We start from the raw sequence: 15,450 nt of genomic DNA on the forward strand, positions 1-15,450 counted from the left end.
TTTGTGGCGAATACTTCTCTAGTGGCGAATGCCAATAAGTTTGGTGATCTGAAGCGTAGAATCTGGTTCCTGATTGGAGCATTGATCGTTTACCGTATCGGTGCGCACATTCCGGTGCCAGGTGTGAACCCTGCCGAACTAGCGAAGTTGTTCCACACATCGCAGACGGGCCTGCTCGACATGTTCAACATGTTTTCGGGCGGTGCCCTCTCGAGGTTTACGGTTTTTGCCCTGGGCATCACACCGTACATCTCGGCTTCCATCATTCTGCAGCTCGCGGCCGAGGCATTGCCCAGCCTGAAGCAGCTGAAGAAGGAAGGCGATGCGGGACGTCGCAAGATAACCCAGTACACGCGTTACGCCACCGTGCTGCTCGCGACTTTTCAAAGTTTCGGCATCGCGGTGATGTTGTACAAGCAGCCAAACCTGGTGATGACTGCTCAGTGGGAGTTTTACCTGACATCCGTGGTGTCTCTGGTCACCGGAACCATGTTTCTGATGTGGTTGGGCGAACAGATCACCGAGCGCGGTATCGGCAACGGTATCTCGCTGATCATCTGCGCCGGTATCGCGTCGGGTGTTCCGGCTGCCATCGGTAAAACCCTGACTCTTACCAGTCAGGGCTCGTTGCCTATCCTGTTTGCGATCGTGCTGTTTGTCGCGGTGATCCTGGTGACTTTCGTGGTGGTCTACGCTGAGCGTGGCCAACGCAAGGTTCTGGTGAACTACGCCAAGCGTCAGGTTGGCAATCGCGTCATGCAGGGCCAGAGCACGCATCTGCCGCTCAAGCTCAACATGGCAGGGGTGATTCCTCCGATCTTTGCATCCAGCATCATTCTGTTCCCGGCCACCGTTCTCGGCTGGTTTGGCCAGGGTGAGCACATGTCCTGGTTGAAGGGTGTGGCCGACAAACTGCATCCGGGTCAGCCTATCTATGTGCTGTTGTATGCTGCTGCAATCATCTTCTTCTGCTATTTCTACACGGCGTTGGTTTTCAACCCGAAGGAAACGGCAGACAACTTGAAGAAGAGTGGGGCGTTCATTCCAGGCATCCGTCCAGGTGAGCAGACTTCCCGCTACATCGAGAAGATCATTCTGCGACTGACACTGATCGGTGCGATCTATATCACGCTGGTCTGCCTGCTGCCGGAATTCCTGATCCTGAAGTGGAACGTGCCGTTCTACTTCGGTGGTACATCGCTGCTGATCATGGTGGTGGTGACCATGGACTTCATGGCTCAGGTGCAGTCCTATGTGTTGTCGCATCAGTATGAGAGCTTGCTGAAGAAGGCCAACTTCAAAGGCAACGCCCTTACCCGCTGACACACGAGTTCACGCTGGGTGTGGCTGAGAAGACACTATCCAGTTTCACGACTGGGTCCCGGGGAGTTCCCCGGAGCCTGGCTGGAAATGGACACGTGGTACTGGGATATATCTCTGGGAAGATGCGGATGTCCTGCATCCGCATTCTGCCAGGCGAGCAAGTGATGATGAAGCCCGCTTCATTTGATCAGTCCCGGGCGCACATTGTGTTCCGTGCGAAGTAACGCATTCGCTCTTTATTTGGATTTGAAAGGATCTGAACATGCGAGTACAGCCTTCTGTAAAGAAGATTTGCCGTAATTGCAAAATTATCCGTCGCAATCGCGTAGTACGCGTGATCTGCACGGACCCGCGTCACAAGCAAAAACAAGGCTAACATTTGTTAGACCTCGATTTGCGTGATACAATCGCAAACTTTTCAAGGTCTTAAGGCTTAAGGAAAGAGTATGGCCCGTATTGCAGGGGTAAATATCCCCAATCATGCGCATGCCGTTATCGGCCTGCAGGCAATCTTCGGCATCGGTCAGACTCGCGCCCAGCAGATTTGTGCTGCTGCCAGCGTGAATCCTTCCACGAAAGTGAAGGATCTGACGGACGCCGAGATGGAAACTCTGCGTGATGCAGTGGCGAAGTTCACCGTTGAAGGTGACCTGCGTCGCGAAATCACCATGAGCATCAAACGTCTGATGGACATGGGCTGCTATCGCGGCATGCGCCATCGTCGTGGCTTGCCGTGCCGCGGTCAGCGCACTCGCACTAACGCTCGTACCCGCAAGGGACCGCGTAAGGCGATCGCCGGCAAGAAGTAATCTTAAGGAACACAGAGAATGGCTAAAGCAAACACAGCTGTCCGTGTACGTAAAAAAGTGCGCAAGTCTGTTAGCGAAGGTATCGTGCACGTTCACGCTTCGTTCAACAACACCATCATCACTATCACCGACCGTCAAGGCAATGCACTGTCTTGGGCTACCTCTGGCGGCGCTGGTTTTAAGGGCTCGCGCAAGAGTACACCCTTTGCTGCTCAGGTAGCTGCAGAGCACGCTGGTAAAGTTGCCCAAGAATATGGTGTGAAGAACCTCGAAGTTCGTATTAAAGGCCCGGGCCCGGGTCGTGAATCCGCTGTTCGCGCACTCAACTCGCTGGGCTTCAAGATCACCAGCATCTCCGACGTGACGCCGGTACCGCACAACGGTTGCCGTCCGCCCAAAAAACGTCGTATCTAATTCGGAGAGTGTGAGAACATGGCACGTTATATTGGCCCGAAGTGCAAGCTCGCTCGTCGTGAAGGCACCGACCTTTTCCTGAAGAGCGCGCGTCGTGCACTGGATTCCAAATGCAAACTGGACACCCCTCCTGGTCAGCATGGCGCCCGTCGCGGCCGCCTGTCCGACTATGGCGTCCAGCTGCGTGAAAAGCAGAAAATCCGCCGCATCTACGGCGTACTCGAGCGTCAGTTCCGCAACTACTTTGCGGAAGCTGTGCGCCGCAAGGGCTCTACGGGTGAAAACCTGCTGAAGCTGCTTGAGTCCCGCCTGGACAACGTTGTATATCGCATGGGCTTTGGCTCCACTCGCGCCGAAGCGCGCCAGCTGGTAAGCCACAAGGCTATCGTTGTGAATGGCCAGGTTGTGAACATTCCGTCGTACCAGGTTAAAGCCGGTGACGTAGTGTCCGTCCGCGAAAAAGCCAAGAAACAGGCTCGTATCGCTGAAGGCCTGGCTCTGGCCGAGCAAGGTGGCTTCCCGTCTTGGGTGTCGGTTGACTCCAAGAAAATGGAAGGCGTCTTCAAATCCGCACCGGAACGTTCCGAACTGTCTAGCGATATCAACGAACAACTCGTTGTGGAATTCTACTCCAAGTAATCGCTAGCTCTTAGGGAATGACTATGCAAAACAGCGCTTCGGAATTTCTGAAACCCCGTCTCATCGACGTACAGCCGGTTTCCGCAACTCACGCTCGCGTGTCGATGGAGCCGTTCGAGCGCGGCTATGCCCATACCCTGGGCAATTCGCTGCGCCGTATTCTGTTGTCGTCGATGCCGGGCTACGCTCCGACCGAAGTGACTATCGCTGGCGTTTTGCATGAGTATTCCGCACTTGACGGCGTGCGGGAGGATGTCGTTGACATCCTCCTCAACCTCAAGGGCGTAGTGCTTAAGCTGCATGGTCGCGACAGTGTCGTGCTGACCTTGAAAAAGGACGGTGAAGGCGCTGTCTTGGCTAGCGATATCGAGCTGCCGCATGATGTGGAAGTGATCAATCCGGAACACGTGATTTGTCACCTCTCGTCCGGCGGTAAGATCGACATGGAGATCAAGATCGAAAAGGGCCGCGGTTATCAGCCGGTGTCCGTTCGATCCAGCCATGATGACAACCGTTCCATCGGTACCATCCAACTGGACGCTTCCTTCTCGCCGGTTCGCCGCGTGAGCTTTGCTGTGGAAAGCGCCCGTGTGGAGCAACGTACCGACCTCGACCGCCTGGTTCTCGACATCGAGACCAACGGCGTCATCGAGCCGGAGCAGGCCGTGCGCAACGCGGCCCGCATCCTGATGGATCAGTTGTCCATCTTTGCAGATCTTCAGGGCACAGCGGTTGAAGAAGTCGTTGAAAAGGCGCCGCCGATCGATCCGATCCTGCTGCGTCCGGTAGACGATCTTGAACTGACGGTTCGTTCGGCCAACTGCCTGAAAGCTGAGAACATTTATTACATCGGCGATCTGATCCAGCGTACTGAAACCGAGCTTCTGAAAACTCCGAACCTCGGCCGCAAGTCGCTGAACGAGATCAAGGAAGTTCTCGCTTCCAAAGGCCTGACTCTCGGCATGAAGCTGGAGAACTGGCCGCCTGCTGGCCTCGAAAAGCCGTAAGGTTTGAGATAAAAGGACATTAACAATGCGTCATCGTTACAGTAATCGTAAACTGAACCGCACGACCAGCCATCGTCTGGCGATGCTGCGCAACATGGCCAACTCGCTGCTGAAGCACGAAGTAATCGTGACCACGCTGCCGAAAGCCAAGGAACTGCGTCGTGTGGCCGAGCCGCTCATCACGCTCGGCAAAAAGCCGTCTCTCGCCAACCGTCGTTTGGCGTTCGACCGCACCCGTGACCGCGATATCGTGGTCAAGCTCTTCGACGTACTCGGCCCGCGCTTCTCCGCCCGCAATGGCGGTTACGTGCGTATCCTGAAGTACGGTTTCCGCAAGGGCGACAACGCCCCGATGGCTCTGGTAGAGCTGGTGGACCGTGCTGAAGATGCCGTTGCCGTTGTAGACGACTCCGCCGAGTAATCGGCAGGGTTGAGAAGAAAGCCAGCTCGCGAGAGCTGGCTTTTTTCATTTCCGTGCTCGATCTGGGCGCTTCAGAAGATCGACAGCCCGGTGCGGGTGGTAAAGCGGTCCAGCGCTTCCAGTCCCAGCACCGAATTGCCGCGGCGGTCCAACTGCGGGCTCCATGCTGCGATGCTCATCTTGCCGGGAATCACCGCCAGCAATCCGCCTCCGACGCCGCTTTTCACTGGCAGCCCGACGCGGTAGGCGAATTCGCCGGCCGCATCGTAGGTGCCGCAAGTCAGCATGACGGCGTTCACCTGTTTGGCCTGGCTGCGGCTGAGGTATTGTTGCGCGGTATTGGGCGACAGGCCATGGTTGGCGAGGAACAGGCCGGCGCGGGCCAGCTGGCTGCAGCTCATCTCTATGCTGCAATTGTGGAAGTATTGGTCCAGAACCTGCTCCACCGGATGGTCCAGATTGCCGTAGCTTTTCATGAAGTGGGCCAGCGCCGCGTTGCGGTCGCCGTGTTCGCGCTCGGAGGCGGCGATCTGTTCGTTGGCCGATAGCCGGGGCGCGCCGCTTTCCGCGCGCAGCCAGTCGAGCAGCCGGCCGTGGGCGGCGCCGAAATGGCGGATCGCCCGGTCGGTCACTACCAGCGCGCCGGCGTTGATGAAGGGATTGCGCGGAATGCCGTGCTCGTACTCCAGCTGCACCAGCGAGTTGAACGGGTTGCCGGACGGCTCTTTGCCGACATGCCGCCATAGCGTTTCGCCTTCGGCCTGCAGCGTCAGCGCCAGCATGAAGGCTTTGCTGATGCTTTGGATCGAGAAGGGGGTGGCGGCATCGCCGCAAGCGTAATGCTCGCCATCCAGCGTGCAGATGGCGAGGCCGAACTGATGCGGTGCGACGGACGCCAGGGCGGGGATGTAGTTGGCGACGCGGCCCTGGTCGTAGAACGGCAGCACCTGCTGCCGGATATCTTCAATGAGTGCTTGCAGATTCATTCAATGATTGTAAGCACCCTACGCCGCTTCAGTCTATAAGCTGTAGCGCTGCTCCAGGATTTCCAGCGGCGCGCCCAACTGCAGCATGCCCTCGTTGCGGGCCTTGAGATTCATGCCGAAGCACACCCCTTCTTCCAGCCGGCGCGTGCGCACCAGCGTGCGCAGCGGTTCGCTGTCCGGGTTTTTCTCGCCGCTATCCGGATTCACGGTGGTCAGCACGCAGCGGGCGCAGGGTTTCATCACGTCGAACTCCACTTCGCCGATGCGGATCACCTGCCACTCGTCCTCCATCCATGGGTAATCGCCGTTCACCACCAGATTGGGGCGGAAGTGGCGCAGCGTCACCGGTTGCGCCAGCTGGCTGTTGAGGTCGTCAAGCGAGGCCTGGTTGACCAGCAGGAAGGGGTAGCCGTCGGCGAAGCTCATTTTTTCCGCGCCGCCCTTGAGCGCCCGTCCGGACTGGGCGCCCAGCCACAGCAGCCGGCATTCCTGGCCCAGGATGGCGGCAAACCAGGCGTCCAGCCGCTGGTCGCCGTGCCAAGCCTGGAAAACGTCTTTCCATACCTGGGCGCGATGGGGGCGGGTGAAGACGGTGGTCATCGCGAAGATGGGCGGCTTGCCTTCGTAGTGCAGTAGGATGCCGCCCGGCAGCAGCTCTACCCGGACCCGAACCAGCTGTGGATGGGAACGGGCGGTGATCTGGTCGCCGTCGGGGGTCACCAGCAGCCATTCGCGGTCGTGCAGCAGGCCTAGCTTGCCGGCGAACGCGCGCTCGAAGGCGATGCCGCGGGTCGACTTGAGCGGATGGACGAACATGCCGGTCAATTGCATTGCTATCTCCATATTACATTCAATATGGATGCTACCACTGTGCGGCGATGGCGTGTTGCGGCGCCGGCGCCGCGAGTAGGCGCGCCCGACAATGTTTTTAATCAAAACAGCAGGCGGCGGTGCGGTTGTTTGTAAGGGAACCATTGCATATATTCGCCTGGCAATTTAAATTGATTGGCCAGGCGCTTATTGTCGGATTGTTCTGATGTTGTCCGAAGGGCCGTTCGATGCGGAGATTTTATGATCGGGATCAAACGCCGCCAGTTTGTGTCATGACGGTGTCGATGCAGAGTGAAATCGGGCGTTGAGCTTTGTTCGGTTAGCGACTAAACCAGAGAAGTAATACATCATAACAGTGCCTGACACAGCGGGGCCAAAGCTGTGGCGGCGCCGCAAGTGATTGGGGATAAGGAGAAAGTGCAATGCGCTCTTTGCGTGTCAAACTGATTGCTTTTATTGCCCTATTGTTGGTGGTGTTGGGCGTGGTGATTACGGTTCTGGTGTACAGCCAGATGCGTAGCGAAATAGTCCACGGCGTGGAAAACGAGCTGGACGGCACTTCCAAGGGCTATGCCAGCCTGGTGAGCGGCTGGTATCAGAGCAAGCTCAAGGTGGTGCTGGCGGGCAACCAGGTGCTGGCGATGCCGGAACCGATGCCGATGCTGGCGCGGCTGAGCGACGCCGGCGGCTATGCGATGACCTATATCGGCACCGCCGACCACCGGATGATCCGTTCCGACTTCAAGCCGCAGCCGCAAGGCTACGATCCGGTGGCGCGCCCCTGGTACCAGCAGGCGCAGGCTAGCGGCCAGCCTGGCGTGTCCGATCCTTATGTCGATTTCGACACCAAGAAGCTGGTGGTGACCTTTGTCTCCCCGGTGAAGGACGGTAGCACGCTGAAGGCGGTGATCGGCGGCGACATCTTCATCGACGATCTGGTCAAAACGGTGTTGTCGGTCAAGCTGCGCGGCAATGGCTATGCCTTCCTCACCGACAAGAGCGGCAAGGTGATCGCGCACCCGGATAACAGCCTGACGTTGAAGCCGCTATCGGAGAAGGTGCCGGAACTGACCGGCGAGCGCCTGACGCAACTGGCCAGCAACAACGAGATGGCCGAGGTGGGCATAGGCGGCGAGAGCAAGCTGGTGGAGGTGCAGCCGGTGGAGGGCACCAATTGGCTGCTGGGCGTGGTGACCGACGAGTCGGTGGTGACCAGCCCGCTGCACACCCTGCTGATGACCATCATCGGCCTGGGGGCCTTGTGCGTGGCGATCCTGATTCCGCTGGCCAGCGTGATGCTGAGCAAGATGTTGTCGGGCCTTGGCCGCCTGCGCGGCGCGATGCTGGAAATCTCGCAGGGAGAGGGCGACCTGACCCGCCGCATCCAAGTGAGCGGCCAGGATGAAATCGCCGAGACCGCCACCGCGTTCAACCGCTTCATCGGCCAGCTGCAAAGCATGTTCGTGGCGGTGAAGAGCGAGGCGGAGCGGGTGACCGGCGGCGTGGAGAGCGTGACCCAGACGGTGGACAAGGTGGCCCATGATTCGCGGCAGATCGCCGACGTGTCCAGCTCCAACGCCGCCACGCTGGAGGAGATCACCGTCAGCATTTCCCACATCGCCGACGCTGCGCGCGAGGCGGACAGCCTGGTCAACCATACCGGCGAAGTCTCCAGCGAAAGCGCCAGCGGCATGCAGCGCATCTCCAGTGAAATGAACAGCACGGTGGAGGCGGTGAAGGGGCTGTCCAGCATGCTGTCTTCGCTGGATCAGCGCTCGCAGCAGATCAGCGGCATCACCAATGTGATCAAGGACATCGCCGACCAGACTAATCTGCTGGCGTTGAACGCGGCGATCGAGGCGGCGCGCGCCGGCGAAATGGGCCGCGGCTTCGCGGTGGTGGCGGACGAGGTGCGCAAGCTGGCCGAGCGCACCGGCCAGGCCACGGTGGAGATCTCCGGCATGGTCAGCACCATCCGCGAGGAAACCAGTCAGGCGGTAAGCAATATGCAGCGCACCGTCAGCTCGGTGGACGGCGGCGTGGAACTGACGCTGGGCGCGGTTGAGCGCATCGAACAGATCCAGAAGGCGATGGAGGAGGTGATGGCCAAGATGAACGAAATCACCCTGTCCACCAGCGAACAGCACAAGGCCACCACGCTGATCGCCCAGAGCACCGAGCAGATCAACGGCCGCATCGTCGACAGCGACGACGCGCTGCAGACGGTGCGCGAAACGCTGAGCGAGTTGTCGCACTCCGCCAGCAGCATGCGCCAGCTGTTCTCCAGCTTCCGCGTCTGAGCGCGGCGACGCCGCATCCCAAGCCCGGCTTCGCCGGGTTTTTTGTTGCCGTGGAGCCGGCAAATCGACATGGCGGGCATCGGCGTCGGTTCCTAGAATAAGTCCATAGTAGAAATATCAAAACAAGCACATCATGGATATGTGCCAGGGGAGGGAGCGGGAAATGGCAAACGCGGCGGGCATGAGCTTGAAAACCAGACTGTTCGGCCTGATGGCGCTGGTGGTGCTGGTGGTGTGCGCATTGGGCGCGGCCTCGGTGCTCAACCAGCGCCAGACCATGATGCAGGACCGCCAGGACAAGGTGCGAAACCTGGTCGAGAGCGCGGTGACGTTGGTGTCCACCTATGAGCAATTGGCCCAGAGCGGCAAGATCAGCGAGACGGATGCCAAGCGCGCAGTGTCCAAGGTGCTCAGCTCCATGCATTACGACAAGCGCGAATATTTCTTCTCCTATGACTCCGACTGGAACTACGTGGCGCATGGCGCCAAGCCGGAACTGATAGGCAAGAATCTGGCCGGGGTGAAGGACGCCAACGGCGTCGAGCTGCTGGGGCTGTTCCGCGATGCGATCTCCTCGCCGGCGGGCGGGGGCTTCGCCGAATACGTCTGGAGCAAGCCCGGTTTCGATCAGCCGCAGCCCAAGCTGTCGTATGTGACCACCACGCCGCGCTGGCACTGGGTGGTCGGCACCGGCATCTACCTGGACGACGTCGCCGCTGCCTTCCATAAGCAGCTGTTGTGGCTGGGCGGCGTGCTGGCCTTGGCGCTGCTGGTCTTGCTGGGACTGGGCGGCATGGTGCTGCGTAATGTGCTGGGCCAGTTGGGCGCCGATCCGCTGGAGACGGTGGCGGTGGTCAAGCGCATCGCCTCCGGCCAGCTGGCGGAACCGGTGGAGCTGAAGGCCGGCGACCAGACCAGCCTGATGGCGGCGGTCAGCGGGATGCAGGAGGAGCTGCGGCATCTGGTGCGGGACATCATTGCCGATGCCAATCAGTTGTCGCAAGCGAGCAGCGAGGTGACCGGCGAAGCCGCCGCGGTGGGGAAGGGTTCGGAGCAGCAAAGCGAGGCGGCCACCGCGATGGCGGCCTCGATCGAACAGCTGACGGTCAGCGTCAACCATATCGCCGACCGTTCGCAGGATGCGCGCGATCTGGCCGGCGAGTCGGGCACGCGCTCGAAGAGCGGCAGCGCGGTGATCGCCGAGGCAGTCAGCGAAATGCGCCGCATCAACGAGGCGGTGGATCAGACCTCGGGCATCATCACCAGCCTGGCCGATAAGACTGAGACCATCTCCAGCATCATGCAGGTGATCCGCGACATTGCCGACCAGACCAATCTGCTGGCGTTGAACGCGGCGATCGAAGCGGCGCGCGCAGGCGAGCTGGGGCGCGGCTTCGCGGTGGTGGCCGACGAAGTGCGCAAGCTGTCGGAGCGCACCGCGCAGGCGACGCAGGAGATCGCCGCCATGATCCAGGACGTGCAGCAAGGCGCGCAGAATTCGCGCAGCAGCATGGAGGAGGCGGTATCCCGGGTGAAGGCCGGACTGGGGCTGGCGGAACAGGCGGGCGAGGAGATTTCGCGGATCCAGGACAGCGCCAACGGCGTGATCGCGGTGGTCGGCGACATCTCCTTCGCCTTGCAGGAGCAGAGCGTGGCCAGCCAGACCATCGCCCAGCACGTCGAGCAGATCGCCCACAGCGCCAGCAGCAACGCTGCCGCTTCGCAGTCGGCGTCGCGCGCCATCCACAATATGGACCAGCTGGCGTCCAATCTGCGTCAGCTGGTGTCGCGTTTCTCCGTCGGCGAGCGGCGCTAGCCTAGTGCCTGCCGCGCCGGCGCCAGCCCAGCAATAGCGCGGCCAGCAGCAAAACGCCGCAGCCCAGCACCACCGGTAGGTTGCCGGTCCGCATGTACGGGGTCAGGCCCTGGCGGCTCTGGGCGAAGCCGGTCAGCACCTGGGCGGTGAACGGCGCGGCGATGGCGGAAATCTCGCCGTTCGGGCGGATGATGGCGGTCATGCCGTTGTTGGTGGCGCGCAGCATGTAGCGGCCGGTTTCCAGCGAGCGCGCCTGGGACAGCTGCAGATGCTGGCTCATCGCCTCGCTCTTGCCGAACCAGGCCAGATTGCTGACATTGGCCAGCATGCCGGCCTGCGCTGCCGGTCCCGCCAGCTCTTCGCCGAAACTGTCCTCGTAGCAGACGTTGAACGCCACCTTCTGGCCGGCCAGCAGCAGCGGCGGCTGATTGGCGCCGCCGCGGCTGAAGCCGGACAGCGGCATGTTCATGTACTGGTAGATCCAGCCGATCAGGCCCGGCAGCGGAATGAATTCGCCGAACGGCACCAGGTGGTCCTTGGCGTAATAGGGCATTTTCGGATCGGACAGCGCCACCACCGAGTTCAGGTAGCCGCGGCCGTCGTTGGTGCGGCGCGGAATGCCGCTGGCCAGCGCCATGCCGGCGCGGCTGGCTTCGCCGCGGATCATGGTCAGATAGCCGATCGGCAGGTCGTCGAGAAACAGCGGCAGCGCGGTTTCCGGCAGGATCATCAAGTCGGCGCGGGTCATCGCCACCTGGCGGTAGTAGGTGAGCAGCGACTGTTCCAGGTTTTCCGGCGTCCATTTCAGCTCCTGGGCGATATTGCCCTGCCCCAGCGCCACGCTGATCGGCTTGCCCTGCGGGGTGGTCCATTCCACGTCGCGCAGCCAGAAGCCGCTGCACCACAGCAGGGCGGCGACAATCAGAATGCCCAGCCGCAGACGCATATTGCTGCGCGCCAGCATCATCAACGCGCCGGCCGACAAGGCCACCAGATAGCTTACCAGGTGGATGCCGCCCAGCGGCGCATAGCCGGACAGCGGGCTTTCGGTGATCTGCGAATAGCCGGCCGCCGCCCAGGGGAAGCCGGTCATCACCCAGCTGCGCAACCACTCGCCGAGCTCCCAGGCGGCGGGGAAGGCCACCAGGTAGCGCACCCAGGGGCGCGGGTCGATGCGGCAGGCCACCCAGGCGGCCAGGCCGGGGTACAGCGCCAGGTAGGCGGGCAGCAGCAGCACCAGCGGCGCGGCGATCGCCGCCGGCAGTCCGGCGACGTCGTGCAGGCTGGCGTACAGCCAGTGGAAATTGCTGGTGTAGGCGGCCACGCCCCAGACATAGCCCAGCCAGAAGGCGCGGCGCGGCTCGCGCTGGATCAGTTCCATCAGCGCGGCCAGGCACAGCGGCATCAGCCAGAACAGCCGGTAGGGGGCGAAGGAGAAGACGGTGAGGGCGCCGGCTAGCGCGGCGGCCAGAAGCAGGATCAGTATTCGCATGGGCTAGCGTATTGCCAAGTGTAATGGATGGGCCGGGCAGCCGGCGCAAGGCAGGCTGCCTTCAGCATAGGTCTTATTCGACCTGGCTGGCGGACAGCTGGATGCGTTCCACCAGCAGGCTGTCCAGCCGGCGGCTGTCGGCGCGCAGCACGGTGAAGCGCAGGCCGGCGGCCTCGATCTTTTCGCCGCGCTTGGGCAGGTGGCCGGTGAGCGAGATCACCAGGCCGCCGACGGTGTCGACGTCGTCGTCGGCGTAGTCGGTGCCGAAATAGTGGTTGAAGTCTTCAATCTCGGTCAGCGCCTTGACGCGGTAGCGTTCGTTGCCGCGCACCGGCACGATGTCGTCCTCGTCGTCCTCGATGTCGTACTCGTCCTCGATGTCGCCGACGATCTGCTCGATCACGTCCTCGATGGTCACCAGGCCGCAGACGCCGCCATATTCGTCCACCACCACCGCCATGTGGTTGTGGGTGGCGCGGAAGTCGCGCAGCAGCACGTTCAGCGGCTTGGATTCCGGCACGAACACCGCCGGCCGCAGCACGGTCTTCAGATTGAAGGTGGCCGGCGCATGGAAGTAACGCAGCAATTCCTTGGCCAGCAGGATGCCTTGCACGTCATCCTTGCTTTCGCCTATCACCGGGAAGCGCGAGTGGCCGGAGTCGATCACGGTCGGCAGGAAGCGGGAGATCGGGTCGTCGATGTTGAGCACATGCATCTGGCTGCGCGGGATCATCACGTCCCGGACAGTCAGTTCGCTCACTTCCAGCACGCCTTCTATCATACCGAGGGCTTCGGCATCCAGTAGGTTGCGCTCGAAGGCGTTGTGCAACAGCTCGATCAACTCCTCGCGGTCTTCCGGCTCGCGCAAGAGCATGGTGGACAGGCGTTCAAGCCAGCTGGGTCGCGGTTTACTGGGGTCTTCCATTTCTTAGAACTGCTCCTCGTGGTAGGGATCGGGATATCCTAGCCGCTGAACGATGACGGTTTCAAGCGCTTCCATCGTTTCGGCCTCATCATTTTCTTCATGGTCGAAGCCCTGCAGGTGCAGCATGCCGTGCACCAACAGGTGCGCGTAGTGCGCCATCAGGGCCTTGCCCTGCTCGGCGGCTTCCTGTTCGACGACCGGCGCGCACAGCACCAAGTCGCCGAACAAGGGCAGGCCTGCCACTGTTTCGCCCTCGTTCAGCGCGAAGGACAGCACATTGGTCGCATAATCCTTGCCGCGGTAATCATTGTTGAGCTGACGCCCTTCAGCGGCGTCGACGACGACGATGCTGATTTGCGCCTGCTTGACGTCGCGCTGCAGCGCCGCCTGGCAGGCGCGGCGGATCAGCGCCGGCGGCGGGAGGAAGGCGGCGTCGCTGCGCACGTCCAGGGTCAATTGCAGCCGCGCCGCCAGGCGGGCGAGCAGCGGGTTACGTTTGGCTTGTTTCATCTTGCTGGCTTTGGTAGTTGTCGTAGGCGTCGACGATTTTCTGCACCAGCGGATGGCGCACCACGTCGAGGCTGGTGAAATGGTGGAAATGGATGCCGCGCACCTGGCCCAGGATGCGCTCCACTTCGACCAGGCCGCTCTTCTGATGGCGGGCCAGGTCGATCTGGGTGACGTCGCCGGTGATCACCGCACGCGAGCCGAAGCCGATGCGGGTGAGGAACATCTTCATCTGTTCCGGCGTGGTGTTCTGCGCCTCGTCGAGAATGATGAAGGCGTGGTTCAGCGTGCGGCCGCGCATATAGGCCAGCGGCGCGATCTCGATCAGGTTCTTCTCGAACAGCCGGGTGACGCGGTCGAAGCCCATCAGGTCGTACAGCGCGTCGTACAGCGGGCGCAGATACGGGTCCACTTTCTGCGCCAGATCGCCGGGCAGGAAGCCCAGCTTCTCGCCGGCTTCCACCGCCGGGCGTACCAGCACGATGCGCTTGACCGCGTCGCGCTCCATCGCGTCCACCGCGCAGGCGACGGCGAGATAAGTCTTGCCGGTGCCGGCCGGGCCGATGCCGAAGGTGACGTCGTGCTGCAGAATGGCCTTGATGTAGCGGGCCTGGTTGGGCGTGCGGCCTTTGAGGTCGCCGCGGCGGGTGGCCAGCACCGGCGATTCCTCTTCTTCGCCGCTGGCTTGGCGCTGGTGCAATTCCACCAGCGACAGTTGCACGTCGTCGACGGAAACATCCTGGCTGGCGGCCAGCAGGTAAAGCCGGGTCAAGGCCTCCACCGCCAGCTTGGCCTGCGGCCCTTGCACGCGGAATTTCTCGCCGCGGCGCTGCACGGTGACGTCCAGGCCGATTTCGATCTGTTTCAGATTTTCGTCCAGCGGGCCGGCCAGGCGGGCCAGCCGCTCGTTGTCCACTGGGTTGAAGCTCAAGGGTTCTGTCGTGCTCATGCGTTCCGCAGCTGTTGGCTAAGCGTTGCAAAAATGGCGGCGTGGCTGCCATCGGATACTTGGCAGGCGGCGATGCCCAGCCTCCGCGCCGGGACGATGTCGCGTTCGGCGTCGTCGCCGACCATCAGGCAGGCTTGCGGGGGATGGCCGGCCAGCGCCAGCGCGTGTTGAAAGATGCGCTCGTCCGGCTTGGCCGCGCCGGCGGTTTCGGGCGTGACCTGATGCCGGAAATGATGGTCTATGCCCAGGAATTCAAGCTTGGCCCGCTGCTGTTCCGCGCCGCCGTTGCTGACCAGGATGCGCGTTAGATGACGGGTGGCGTCGAGAAAGGCCGCCGCGCCCGGCAGCAGCCGGCGGTGGCGGCGGTAGGCGTCCATATACGGCTGGAAGACGCGGGCGGCTTCTGCCTCGCTCATCTGAGGCTGATCCAGAAAGTCGCGCAGGCGCTCATGGCGCTGCTGTTCTATGCTCAGCTCGCCCTGTTCGAAGCGGCGCCAGTGGCGGTCGATGCAGGCGCGCCAGCGCGCCTGCAGCTCGGCGGGACCGAGGGCGAAGCGGCGGGCATGAGGGGCGATGAACGCGGCGAAGGCCTGCGCGGTGGCGTGGGCGTCATCGAACAGCGTGTCGTCCAAGTCCAGCAGTACGGCCCTGATGCCCTGCAGCTTCATGCTTCCTGCAGTCCTTCCAGTCCGGCCGCGGTCATGCCGGGAACGAACTCGATGATGTCGTAGCGGGCCACGCCGTTCTGCGCGAACGGGTCCAGCGCCAGCCGCGCCTCCAGCGCCGCGCGCTCGCCGCGGGCCAGGATCACGCCGCCGCTGCGCGGCACCTTGCGGCCGGAGGCCAGGAACAAGCCATCGGCGTAGGCCTGCTTCAGCCAGCCGACGTGCGCGTCCAGCAGCGCGTCGATATCGGACAGCGGGGCGGTATAGCTCAGCGAGACGACGAACATCATGGTTTCTCCGTGTTGGGACGAAGCACAGCATACGCCCGACGCCGCGCCCGCGATAGCATGACAATGGTGTGCACGC

At 61.9% G+C, this 15,450-nt stretch carries 17 protein-coding genes and 1 pseudogene; 10 read left to right on the plus strand and 8 right to left on the minus strand.

Going from position 1 to position 15,450, the window contains the following annotated elements; genetic code table 11:
* The first annotated feature begins 3 nt into the window (after positions 1-3).
* The 8 genes and pseudogenes from secY (at position 4) to rplQ (ending at position 4,613) form a co-directional block, all read left to right on the plus strand.
* Complete coding sequence (secY, locus tag BI347_RS09345) at positions 4-1,323, plus strand: preprotein translocase subunit SecY (RefSeq protein ID WP_071114290.1); 1,320 nt, start codon at positions 4-6, stop codon at positions 1,321-1,323.
* 86 nt (positions 1,324-1,409) lie between these two features.
* Positions 1,410-1,547: pseudogene (locus tag BI347_RS22610) on the plus strand (S1 domain-containing protein); the annotation flags it as partial.
* Positions 1,548-1,585: 38 nt separating this feature from the next.
* On the plus strand, positions 1,586-1,699 hold the full coding sequence (rpmJ, locus tag BI347_RS22615) for a 50S ribosomal protein L36 (RefSeq protein ID WP_011137711.1): 114 nt from the start codon (positions 1,586-1,588) through the stop codon (positions 1,697-1,699).
* A gap of 70 nt (positions 1,700-1,769) precedes the next feature.
* Complete coding sequence (gene rpsM, locus BI347_RS09355; RefSeq protein ID WP_071114292.1) at positions 1,770-2,132, plus strand: 30S ribosomal protein S13; 363 nt, start codon at positions 1,770-1,772, stop codon at positions 2,130-2,132.
* 18 nt (positions 2,133-2,150) lie between these two features.
* Positions 2,151-2,546 (plus strand): 30S ribosomal protein S11, encoded by a 396-nt coding sequence (gene rpsK, locus BI347_RS09360; protein ID WP_011137709.1) that lies wholly within the window; start codon positions 2,151-2,153, stop codon positions 2,544-2,546.
* A gap of 18 nt (positions 2,547-2,564) precedes the next feature.
* Entirely contained in the window at positions 2,565-3,185 is a 621-nt protein-coding gene (gene rpsD, locus BI347_RS09365) for a 30S ribosomal protein S4 (protein WP_043579407.1), read from the plus strand.
* 23 nt (positions 3,186-3,208) lie between these two features.
* Positions 3,209-4,192, plus strand: coding sequence for a DNA-directed RNA polymerase subunit alpha (locus BI347_RS09370; RefSeq protein ID WP_043579524.1), 984 nt, complete (start codon positions 3,209-3,211; stop codon positions 4,190-4,192).
* 25 nt (positions 4,193-4,217) lie between these two features.
* The gene (gene rplQ / locus BI347_RS09375; RefSeq protein WP_043579409.1) at positions 4,218-4,613 is read left to right on the plus strand and encodes a 50S ribosomal protein L17; all 396 of its coding nucleotides are present in this window, start codon (positions 4,218-4,220) and stop codon (positions 4,611-4,613) included.
* A 71-nt stretch (positions 4,614-4,684) separates the two neighbouring features.
* Here the strand turns inward: rplQ and BI347_RS09380 are convergent, their stop codons facing one another.
* Together BI347_RS09380 and BI347_RS09385 are read right to left on the minus strand one after the other, a co-directional pair.
* A complete protein-coding gene (locus BI347_RS09380; protein ID WP_071115756.1) occupies positions 4,685-5,599 on the minus strand; it encodes a glutaminase in 915 nt (304 codons plus the stop codon).
* Between the two features lie 33 nt (positions 5,600-5,632).
* Complete coding sequence (locus BI347_RS09385; protein ID WP_071115757.1) at positions 5,633-6,430, minus strand: MOSC domain-containing protein; 798 nt, start codon at positions 6,428-6,430, stop codon at positions 5,633-5,635.
* A gap of 422 nt (positions 6,431-6,852) precedes the next feature.
* Here BI347_RS09385 and BI347_RS09390 point away from each other — a divergent pair, with 422 nt between their 5' ends.
* Positions 6,853-8,730, plus strand: coding sequence for a methyl-accepting chemotaxis protein (locus tag BI347_RS09390; RefSeq protein ID WP_071114295.1), 1,878 nt, complete (start codon positions 6,853-6,855; stop codon positions 8,728-8,730).
* Positions 8,731-8,911: 181 nt separating this feature from the next.
* Positions 8,912-10,546: a methyl-accepting chemotaxis protein gene (locus tag BI347_RS09395; RefSeq protein WP_239690853.1), complete on the plus strand. Its 1,635-nt coding sequence runs from the start codon at positions 8,912-8,914 to the stop codon at positions 10,544-10,546.
* Between the two features lies 1 nt (position 10,547).
* Here BI347_RS09395 and lnt read toward each other — a convergent pair whose 3' ends face one another.
* The 6 genes from lnt to BI347_RS09425 form a co-directional block, all read right to left on the minus strand.
* Positions 10,548-12,038, minus strand: coding sequence for an apolipoprotein N-acyltransferase (gene lnt / locus BI347_RS09400; RefSeq protein WP_071114297.1), 1,491 nt, complete (start codon positions 12,036-12,038; stop codon positions 10,548-10,550).
* Between the two features lie 73 nt (positions 12,039-12,111).
* On the minus strand, positions 12,112-12,963 hold the full coding sequence (locus BI347_RS09405) for an HlyC/CorC family transporter (protein ID WP_071114298.1): 852 nt from the start codon (positions 12,961-12,963) through the stop codon (positions 12,112-12,114).
* Positions 12,964-12,966: 3 nt separating this feature from the next.
* Positions 12,967-13,473, minus strand: a complete 507-nt coding sequence (gene ybeY / locus BI347_RS09410) for an rRNA maturation RNase YbeY (RefSeq protein ID WP_071114299.1) — start codon at positions 13,471-13,473, stop codon at positions 12,967-12,969.
* Positions 13,454-14,419 (minus strand): PhoH family protein, encoded by a 966-nt coding sequence (locus BI347_RS09415; RefSeq protein ID WP_071115758.1) that lies wholly within the window; start codon positions 14,417-14,419, stop codon positions 13,454-13,456. Before BI347_RS09415 ends, ybeY begins: the two co-directional genes overlap by 20 nt.
* The gene (locus tag BI347_RS09420) at positions 14,416-15,087 is read right to left on the minus strand and encodes an HAD family hydrolase (protein ID WP_071115759.1); all 672 of its coding nucleotides are present in this window, start codon (positions 15,085-15,087) and stop codon (positions 14,416-14,418) included. The genes BI347_RS09415 and BI347_RS09420 overlap by 4 nt, the downstream gene beginning before the upstream one ends.
* Positions 15,084-15,374, minus strand: a complete 291-nt coding sequence (locus BI347_RS09425) for a YciI family protein (protein WP_239690854.1) — start codon at positions 15,372-15,374, stop codon at positions 15,084-15,086. The genes BI347_RS09420 and BI347_RS09425 overlap by 4 nt, the downstream gene beginning before the upstream one ends.
* Positions 15,375-15,450 lie beyond the last annotated feature (76 nt).

This window comes from Chromobacterium sphagni (assembly GCF_001855575.1).
GTDB classification, from domain to species: Bacteria; Pseudomonadota; Gammaproteobacteria; order Burkholderiales; family Chromobacteriaceae; genus Chromobacterium; species Chromobacterium sphagni.